Raw genomic sequence first — 8,871 nt, 5'->3', positions numbered from 1 at the left:
CTTCTAATTAAAGGAATACAAAACGGACTGGAAAAGGCCAACAAAGTACTGATTCCTAGTCTTTTCGGATTATTGGTCATAATTACGGTGATTGCGCTGAACATGGAAAATGGTACCAAAGGCCTTGAATATATGTTTGGTATAAACTGGAATCATTTTTCGAATCCTACTATCTGGATTGAGGCACTTTCACAATCAGCTTGGTCAACTGGTGCGGGTTGGGGGTTAATAATGACTATTTCATCGTACTCCAGGAAGCGGGAAGATGTAGTGCTTAATACGTTTATCAGTGGTTTCGGCAACAATACGGCTTCGATAATGGCAGGAATGGCTATTTTACCAGCAGTTTTCGCATTAGCAGTCAACGAATCAGAAGCCATAAGTTTTCTTCAATCAGGAAACCAGGCATTAACTTTTACGATTATCCCTAAGCTATTTTCAACAGTTAACGGTGGGGCTATTTTATCTTTTATTTTCTTTCTAGCCTTTTTTATGGCAGCGTTTAGCTCATTGCTTCCAATGCTAGAGTTATTTATCAGCAATCTGAAGGATATAGGAATGACGAGAAAATCAGCCGCCATTAAAGCAGGAATTTTCTGCATTGTTTTTGGTTTTCCTTCTGCATGGTCTTTAGACATTTTTAATAACCAGGATTGGGTCTGGGGCATTGGACTGATAATCAGTGGATTACTAATTATTATAGCCGCCCTCAGATATGGCATTAAGAATTTTAAGAAAGATTTTATAGATACCGATTCTGATATTTCCGTACCTATTGCCTATTTGTCCATCACATTGGTGTTTAACGTATTTTTAGCAGCTGTACTAATCTATTGGTGGATGTCAAGGGGGTATTCCGAGTATCCTTGGTTTGATGCAAATGGCAACTGGAATGTTTTTGATGTATACAGCAATGCATCGGTGGTCACCCAATGGTTGCTTGTTATTGGCATTGGCGTTATTCTTAATAAGTATTTGTATAAAAAGTTTGTGAAATCATGAGTGTTGGAGCAATTATTTCAATGGTAGGAATAATAGGAGTAGTCTTAGGCGGATTTATTTTCTTCCTTAGATTAGCAATGAAAAAGGAAGGTGGCAAAAAACCAGACTAGGCCTTTGTGCCAAGCAATCTGAATGGTAATAATAAAATTGCTTTTATTAAACTTATCAAAGCTTCTACCAGCCCACCTAAAATTCTAAAAGGAATAGAAAGTAACCAGACGAAAGGTAGGGCAAAGAGCGCTAGTACAGCAATTGGCCAGCTAATTACAAATAAAATACACCAAAGAATAAATGTTAAAATAAATTTCATACTTCCAATACGAGGTTTGCCTCAGATTAGTTGTTTAATTGAGCCCAGTATAAGTTGAATCAATTAATTTTGAGAAATTTTTGATACCCAATGCGATATTTTTTTAAAGCGCCCCTATTCTTGCTTTTGGCCATATCATCGGTCGCACAATCTTCAAATTATAATTTCATTTATGATAATGGCAAAGTAGGTTTAGCAGATTCTTCGGGTGCTGTGGTTATTCCAACAAAGTACGATCAGCTCGGGTGGAGCTATGGCGCGCAAGAGGTAAAAGGCAATTACTTAGGTTTTAAATCTGGCTCGTTGTGGGGGCTCATTACCACTCAAAACGAAGTAGTTGTGAGCAATGAGTATACGCAGCTTTACCCTGCCGGAAGCGAGCTTTTTGTGGCCGCCAAAAAAGGAAAATACAGTCATCAGGATTTTCTGGGTATGATCAATAGCAGGGGCAAGGTTGTTCTGCCTTTTAAGTATACATCTATTGCATTGTCAGGGCTCAGGGCCGTGGTGAGCATCAAATCAGGGGAAGGTTACCTCTATGGTATTGTAGATTTGGGGGGTAAATTGATACTACCTGTCAAACACCAAGAAATAAATGCCTTGGGTAACCTTAGATATGCCGTCAGGAATCAGGAAGGAAAATATGCTATTTATACCGATGCAGGTAAAGAGGTGATAGGATTTACCCTCGATAGTATCTCACGTTTTCGGAATGGGTACGCAACTATTTATGATAATCACCTCAGAGGAGTAATTAATAGCAGTGGGCAAATAATTGCTAACCCTCAATACAAAGAGGTGAGGTGGGCTGATGAAATACAGATAAGAAAATTTAATTCCTGGGAGTTTTTATCTAAAAATGAAAAAGAAGGGAAATGGCATTATGATAAGGTGGAAATAATAGATAAAAACTTGTTCAAAGTCTTTTCCAATAGCCGGGAATGGATAATTGATAAAGCACAGGAACAAATTACATCACCAAGGTTTTCAAAGGCAGACCTCCTCGAAAATGATAATGTGAGGTACCGCTTCAAGAAGAAATGGGGAGTTATTTCCAAAGATAGTTCCATAATACTTAGGCCAATGTTTGATTCATTGGTAGTTGTATCCACTGATTTTTATGCACTAAAAGATGGCTATTGGTCAATCTATGATCAGTACGGTGTCAAAAAATCTAACCAAAACTACCAGGCAATTGGCAAGCAATACGGTAATTATTTTGCTATTAAAAAGAATAATAAGTGGGGGTTTTTAAATCGTGAAGGCCAAGAAGTTATCCACTGCGTTTACGATGAAGTAGGGGATATTGATCATGGGAAAGTAACCGTTAAATTTCACGGCCAGTATGGCATTTTAAATAAGCATGGTGATTGGTTGGTATTACCCCAAAAAGGGCAGCTTCAAATCATTAATGACAAACTGTACCTGGTAAAAGCAAAAAATCTAACCACACTAAAAAGTTTTGAAGATGAAACCATTTACTTCACCGAAAATAGAGTTGAAGTAAAGGCAGACCATCTTTTGGAATACCTAAGTTATGGCGGATTATGGAAAATAGATTTTGGTGGGAGAATTGTTAACAGGGAATTACCACAGCAAAAATTTCAAGAGATACGTGCTTCATCCAATGGGTTGTTTGCTGTTAAAATTAATAACAGATATGGTTTTGTCGATAACCTTAATAGATTGATTATCGCCAATAGGTATGAAGATGTAGGAGATTTTAAAGAGGATCTTATGGCAGTTAAGCTAATAGGTAAATGGGGTTTTATCGATAAATATGAAAACATTGTGATACAGCCAACTTATCAAAAAGCATCTGATTTTGAGAATGGCATGGCCATAGTTAAGGAGAATGATTTCTATGGCTTGATTGATAAACAAGGTAATCAACTATCAGCTTTTGTTTATGACGAACTGTCCCTGTTACCGAATGGCAAATTCTTAGCCAAAAAGGAGGGCAAGTTGGGTATGCTCAATACCGATGGGTCTCTGATGATCCATGCTAAATATCAACAGTTGGAAGAATTGCCAAATGGCGAGATAAAGGTGAAGCTGTTTAACAAATATGGTATCCTCACAGGGCATGGCGTAGATATCATACCGATAATTTATGATGAAATAATCTATGATGATCGGAATGATCAGTATTTGGCGATGAAAAAATCTGAATGGGAAAATTTATCCAACTGATTTATTTAGTACTTTAGCTACTCGTTATGGGAGACTGGGTCACAGTAATTGCACTTGTTGTTGCCGGCATTTTATTATTAATTGCCGAGGTACTTTTTGTGCCAGGTACAACCGTTGTAGGTATACTGGGAGTAGCTTGTGCTATCTTTGGCATATACTTAAGTTTCGAGTATTTTGGAACTACCACAGCCACCTGGTTTACGGTTGGCTCTACCATCGGTTTTGCCATAGCACTCTATTACAGTTTTAAAAGTAGGACCTGGGAACGTTTCTCTTTAAAAGACACTAATTCTGGAAAAGTTAACGAAAACCTAACATCCTTGTTAGAAGTAGGTTTAGAAGGTATGGCAATCAGCTCTTTAAAGCCAGTGGGCAAAGCCGAGATAAACGATGTTGTCTATGAAGTTAAAACCTTAGGCGAGTATGTAGATAGCGGCCAGCGCTTAAAAATTATTAAAATAGATAAAAACAATATTACAGTAGAACCAATCAACTAAAATTTAAATGGAAGGACTAGGACTAATCATTATTATTTTTCTCGGAATTATAGGGTTTTTTATATTCCTCTATTTCATTCCGGTAGGCTTGTGGATCACTGCAAGATTTTCTAATGTGAGCGTTGGTTTATTTGAACTGATGTTCATGCGAATAAGAAAAGTACCACCAAGCGTGATCGTAAACTCATTAATTACAGCAACAAAAGCGGGTTTGGTGGTCAGCACAAAAGAATTGGAAACGCATTACCTGGCTGGTGGGCATGTGCCATCCGTTATTAAGGCATTAATCTCTGCAGATAAAGCCAATATAAATCTAGATTTTAAACAGGCTACTGCCATTGATTTGGCGGGTAGAGATGTATTTGAGGCGGTGCAAATTTCAGTTAATCCTAAGGTGATTACTACGCCAAAAGTGGCTGCAGTGGCAGCTGATGGTATTCAGTTAATTGCTATTGCCAGAGTAACGGTTAGGGCAAACATTCAACAATTGGTAGGTGGTGCCGGTGAAGACACTATTTTAGCGAGGGTAGGAGAAGGAATTGTAACATCCATAGGTTCTGCAAATACGCACAAAGAAGTGCTTGAAAATCCTGATAAGATTTCTAAGCTGGTATTACAGAGAGGGTTAGATGCAGGAACAGCCTTTGAAATACTATCAATAGATATTGCCGATGTGGATGTAGGTAAAAATATTGGAGCTGAGCTTCAAACCGATCAGGCAAGTGCAGACTTAAAAGTAGCTGAAGCCAAAGCGGAAGAGCGTAGAGCAATGGCCGTTGCACATGAGCAAGAAATGAAAGCAAAAGCACAAGAGGCTCGTGCTAAAGTAATTGAAGCTGAGGCGGAAGTTCCTAAAGCCATGGCTGAAGCATTCAGACAAGGTAATTTAGGAATAATGGATTACTACAAAATGGATAATATAAAAGCTGATACAGAGATGAGAGAGTCGATAGCCAAACCTGGCAGTAAAGGCTCATCTAAATCAAAAGGTAAAGGCGAATAACATAGATTAGCTTCATTAAAGGCTCTGAGAAATCAGAGCCTTTTTATGTTAATACAAATCTTAGACCTGTTGTTATTTCGTAGTGAAACGAAGAAATCTTTACCGAAATGAAAGTCATGGTGAAGTCACTTAGAATTAGCCAGCTTCACCTGCATCACAGTAGCGATAGACTGAGCCCTTATTTTAATAAAATCAGCATTTAGGCCTTGATAATTGGCTTCTACCGTTTCATTAAATAAGCGAAGCCACTGATCGAAATGTTCTTTTGTTAATGCCACTTTGGTGTTTAAATCAAGGTGGATGGCCATTACATCTTTTTTATAGGTCTGATTCTTAAGAATTAGCGTTTCCCAAAAATCAGATATAGTTGGCAAATGTTCTTCTAAATCTATTTTAACGATATCAGTGAAGATAAATCCTATTGTCTTATCGTGTAAAACCTTAGAATAAAACTGAGTCATAAGCTTTTCAATATCTTCCCTGTTCTCAATGTCCTTCATGATTTAAAGTTATTGATTTGGTTGACAATTCATCCTTATTGGCTCAATTTGCGGGCAAACAAAATTAGAATGATGAAGCTTGTATCCTGGAATGTTAATGGTGTAAGAGCCATAATGAAAAAAGAATTTCAAAAAAATGTAGCTGATATGGCACCGGATGTGTTTTGCCTTCAAGAAAATAAGGCACAGCTGGAAGATGCGAAAACAGCACTCAGCGTTATGGATGACTATCACTCTTATATAAATTACTCTAAGGCTAGAAAAGGGTATTCTGGTACGGCAATATTAAGTAAAACGGAACCCATAAATGTAGAACACGACATGGGGGTTGAGGAGCATGATCAGGAAGGTAGAATAGTCATGGCTGAATTTGAAGAGTTTCAGCTGGTAAATGTCTATACACCTAACTCAGGGTCAGGCCTTAAACGGTTAGATTACCGACAAGAATGGGATGCTGCATTTTTAGATTACTTAAAAAAACTGGAAAAGAACAAACCTGTTGTTGTATGTGGCGATTTAAACGTGGCACATACCGAAATGGACATAGCCAGGCCCAAATCAAACTACAATAAATCTGCTGGGTATACTCAGGCTGAAATAGATGGATTAGAGCGACATCTCAACGCAGGGTTTGTAGATTCTTTCCGCGCCCTGAATCCCGATGAGGTAAAATACTCTTACTGGAATCAAATGTTTAAATCAAGGGAAAGAAATGTAGGTTGGCGAATTGATTATTTCCTTGTAAATCAATCACTTATGGAAAAAGTGAACAAGGCTGAAATTCACAATGAATATTATGGATCAGATCATTGCCCGGTTAGTATAACAGCTGACTTAAAATAAAGAAATGGTATTTTCATTTCCTTCTAATTAAATGAACTCGCCCATTGCTTATGTGTACAAAAATAGATGGAAAATTTATTTGCAAAATCGGGAATTAACACACAAATTACAGGTTAAATTATTTTCAACCTGTATACCAAATAAGTGCCTTGAGAAGTTAAGGCACTTATTGTTTCTACTCAGTCCAAAGGAAGGCCATTCTCATCTGTAGTTAATACCTCACTAAAATAGTTTAGATAAGGGCGTAACACTTGAAAGCGTTCTGATACTTTTTTAGCGAAATCTGGCTGTTGGGCATCTGCGTCTGAAAACTTGCTTACCACATAGTAGTTTTTGTAATTAATCAGATCTATATCTGGGTGTTCTTTATCAAATCCTTTGGGAGCCGTTTTAAGCTGTTCGCCCTGTAAGACACCAAATGTATTTTTGAAAGTGGTATTATTTAGTAGCTCTCTTAAAGGCGTGGCATCAGCGGTAATTTCCTGTCTTATTCTTAACAGGTCATCCTTTTCTGGCTGGAAGAAACCAGAAGCGATCATGGAATTTCCCGGCTCAATATGAAAGTAATACCCACCTCGTAATAGCTTTCCAGCTCTTTTTAACGATCCACTAAAATGGTTTTTATAAGGGGATTTATCTTTTGAGAAGCGAACATCTCTGTAAATTCGAAATAGTGACTTCTTACCATTGGGTGTTTCTATATCATCATGCTTTTTCATTTGCTCGATCAATTCATCGGCAAAAGAAATGGCATTTTCATGGGCAATCAAGTACCTCTCTTTATTCGCATTGAACCATTCTCGGTTATTGTTTTTTGAGAGGTCTTTAAGAAAGTTAAATGTTTCTTTTGTCAGGCTCATTCGTATATCTTGTTCAGTACCCCCGCTAAGCGTACTCCTGCTTTATGTAGCCTGTCTTGAATAACTGGCCAGGCATCATAAATGTAGTAATAGCCAATATACTTGTCGTTGGGTAAGTCATACACCAATTTTCTGTAACTTATAGACTCTTCTACCCAAACCATAACATCATCATTTTGCCATTGTTCAACTAAAGATTCAGTATCAAAATGATCGATAGCAGCGGCTAATTCTGAATAACTGAATTTCTTGCTATCAATGATCTTAGAATCCCATACAGTATGTAGGTTAGTGTCGTCACCAAAGAACCTGACTTTAACGGCATTGCCTCCAATATCATCTCCTTTACCCACATGCAACGGCATGTGTATATCGCCTATCAGGTGAACGAGTATTTTAATGTTGATTTTTTGTTCTTCAATGGATAAAGTCCCACTTTCTAGCTCGTCAATTACTCGATTAAGGGTTTGTATCACATCACCATTAGGATTCTTTTCCATTTCGGCATAGGTTTTACCATCACCGATTGTTACCCAATGCCAATCGGTCATATGGTTGTATGCTGAGTCTGATTTTACCTCATCCATCCAAACACTAGCAACGGCTAAAGATTCATGTTTTAGTATTTCTCTAAGTTTACGCTTAGTCTTTTTAGTGAGGTGCTGCTGAGCAATCAGCCCAATGGCTCTGTGACCTGTTAGCCCCCAGCCAAATGAAGGAAAAGATAGCATCGAGCTTACCAGTAAAAGTGCGAAGATTCTCATGTCTAAATTCTATTTGCTGTCAAATCTATACAATATGCATGATAGATTAGAAAGTAATCTATTAAAGAAATATTAATAAGCTAAGAGAATTATTGAACCTTTTGATCAGCCTTGTCGAGGTCAAAGAGATCGTTTAGCACATCAATGAGCGTTTCTGCTTCACCTCGTTTGCATGCTGCCTTTAACTGCAGAACAGGCAATTTGATAATTTTTTGCATCATACTTTTGGTAACTGCATCAATCACTTTAGCTTCTGCACTGTTTCCATCCTTTAAATAGCGTTTCAGCTCTTCCTGGCGTATTGCTTCCAATGCACTCTTTAGTTTTTTGATGGTTGGTGAAACGGCCATTTCTTTCGACCACTCTTCAAACTCTTCCTGGGTTTCAGTTATGATTCTTTTCACATCAGGAACAGATGCAATTCGTTTATTTAAGGCTTCTGAGGCTTTACTTTGAATATTATCTATGTTGTATAATAATGCCCCTGCATTATCTTCAATAGAAGTTTCGATACTTCTTGGCACTGAAAGATCTATGAAAAATTTATGAGAAAGAATGTTCATGGAGACAATCATTTCCCTAGTAATTATTGGCTCAGAATGAGCTACTGAAGATACAATCACATCAAATTGTGCGAGTGTTTGTAGAGCTAGCTGAAAATCAATTACAGGAAAATTACATTCAGTACCTAAGGCCAATGCCTTTTCTTTCGTACGGTTTGCAATGGTTACACTCTTGTTTGTGCCAACATAATTTCTGCAAACATCTTCACCAATTTCCCCCAAACCTAATATGAGTATTTTGGGTTCTTTAAATTCGGAAGTAAGATCTTCAATTAATTCCTTGGCTGCATAAGAAACTGAAGCCGCTCCATCACGGAAGGCAGTTTCTTGCACAAC

At 37.7% G+C, this 8,871-nt stretch carries 10 protein-coding genes; 6 read left to right on the top strand and 4 right to left on the bottom strand.

Translation table 11 applies throughout. The annotated features are described in order from the left end of the window. From RLO81_RS05405 to floA, 5 genes are all read left to right on the top strand, one after another. Positions 1 to 1,002: sodium-dependent transporter (locus RLO81_RS05405; RefSeq protein WP_350108328.1), on the top strand; the 1,002-nt coding region annotated here is incomplete at its 5' end. Next, a complete protein-coding gene (locus RLO81_RS05400) occupies positions 999 to 1,112 on the top strand; it encodes a MetS family NSS transporter small subunit (protein WP_350108325.1) in 114 nt (37 codons plus the stop codon). The genes RLO81_RS05405 and RLO81_RS05400, both read left to right, overlap by 4 nt. A gap of 290 nt (positions 1,113 to 1,402) precedes the next feature. Beyond that, positions 1,403 to 3,505 carry a WG repeat-containing protein gene (locus tag RLO81_RS05395; RefSeq protein ID WP_350108322.1) on the top strand — a complete coding sequence of 701 codons (2,103 nt, stop codon included), beginning with the start codon at positions 1,403 to 1,405 and terminating at the stop codon, positions 3,503 to 3,505. A gap of 26 nt (positions 3,506 to 3,531) precedes the next feature. Further along, on the top strand, positions 3,532 to 4,002 hold the full coding sequence (locus RLO81_RS05390; protein WP_350108319.1) for an NfeD family protein: 471 nt from the start codon (positions 3,532 to 3,534) through the stop codon (positions 4,000 to 4,002). 7 nt (positions 4,003 to 4,009) lie between these two features. Beyond that, entirely contained in the window at positions 4,010 to 5,005 is a 996-nt protein-coding gene (gene floA, locus RLO81_RS05385) for a flotillin-like protein FloA (RefSeq protein ID WP_205723352.1), read from the top strand. 125 nt (positions 5,006 to 5,130) lie between these two features. Here the strand turns inward: floA and RLO81_RS05380 are convergent, their stop codons facing one another. Further along, entirely contained in the window at positions 5,131 to 5,505 is a 375-nt protein-coding gene (locus tag RLO81_RS05380) for a group III truncated hemoglobin (protein ID WP_350108315.1), read from the bottom strand. A 69-nt stretch (positions 5,506 to 5,574) separates the two neighbouring features. Here RLO81_RS05380 and RLO81_RS05375 point away from each other — a divergent pair, with 69 nt between their 5' ends. Next, positions 5,575 to 6,348 (top strand): exodeoxyribonuclease III, encoded by a 774-nt coding sequence (locus RLO81_RS05375; RefSeq protein WP_350108312.1) that lies wholly within the window; start codon positions 5,575 to 5,577, stop codon positions 6,346 to 6,348. 179 nt (positions 6,349 to 6,527) lie between these two features. Here RLO81_RS05375 and RLO81_RS05370 read toward each other — a convergent pair whose 3' ends face one another. The 3 genes from RLO81_RS05370 to RLO81_RS05360 form a co-directional block, all read right to left on the bottom strand. Next, positions 6,528 to 7,208 (bottom strand): DUF2461 domain-containing protein, encoded by a 681-nt coding sequence (locus RLO81_RS05370; protein ID WP_350108309.1) that lies wholly within the window; start codon positions 7,206 to 7,208, stop codon positions 6,528 to 6,530. Continuing rightward, the gene (locus RLO81_RS05365; RefSeq protein ID WP_350108306.1) at positions 7,205 to 7,972 is read right to left on the bottom strand and encodes a S1/P1 nuclease; all 768 of its coding nucleotides are present in this window, start codon (positions 7,970 to 7,972) and stop codon (positions 7,205 to 7,207) included. Before RLO81_RS05365 ends, RLO81_RS05370 begins: the two co-directional genes overlap by 4 nt. Before the next feature lie 89 nt (positions 7,973 to 8,061). Beyond that, the coding region (locus RLO81_RS05360) for a glutamyl-tRNA reductase (protein WP_502880433.1) at positions 8,062 to 8,871 on the bottom strand (810 nt) is incomplete at its 5' end.

Origin of the sequence: Fulvivirga sp., from assembly GCF_040220315.1 — a bacterium.
GTDB lineage: Bacteria > Bacteroidota > Bacteroidia > Cytophagales > Cyclobacteriaceae > Fulvivirga.
The sequence above is the reverse complement of the archived record's forward strand: the minus strand, read 5'-3'. Positions and strand labels throughout refer to the sequence as shown.

What these genes read in the sequence shown, in the direction of transcription:
- RLO81_RS05395 (WP_350108322.1), top strand. Translation starts at nt 1,403, where the DNA reads ATGCGATATTTTTTTAAAGCGCCCCTATTCTTGCTTTTGGCCATATCA.
- floA (WP_205723352.1), top strand. Translation starts at nt 4,010, where the DNA reads ATGGAAGGACTAGGACTAATCATTATTATTTTTCTCGGAATTATAGGG.
- RLO81_RS05375 (WP_350108312.1), top strand. Translation starts at nt 5,575, where the DNA reads ATGATGAAGCTTGTATCCTGGAATGTTAATGGTGTAAGAGCCATAATG.
- RLO81_RS05400 (WP_350108325.1), top strand. Translation starts at nt 999, where the DNA reads ATGAGTGTTGGAGCAATTATTTCAATGGTAGGAATAATAGGAGTAGTC.
- RLO81_RS05365 (WP_350108306.1), bottom strand. Translation starts at nt 7,972, where the DNA reads ATGAGAATCTTCGCACTTTTACTGGTAAGCTCGATGCTATCTTTTCCT.
- RLO81_RS05370 (WP_350108309.1), bottom strand. Translation starts at nt 7,208, where the DNA reads ATGAGCCTGACAAAAGAAACATTTAACTTTCTTAAAGACCTCTCAAAA.
- RLO81_RS05380 (WP_350108315.1), bottom strand. Translation starts at nt 5,505, where the DNA reads ATGAAGGACATTGAGAACAGGGAAGATATTGAAAAGCTTATGACTCAG.
- RLO81_RS05390 (WP_350108319.1), top strand. Translation starts at nt 3,532, where the DNA reads ATGGGAGACTGGGTCACAGTAATTGCACTTGTTGTTGCCGGCATTTTA.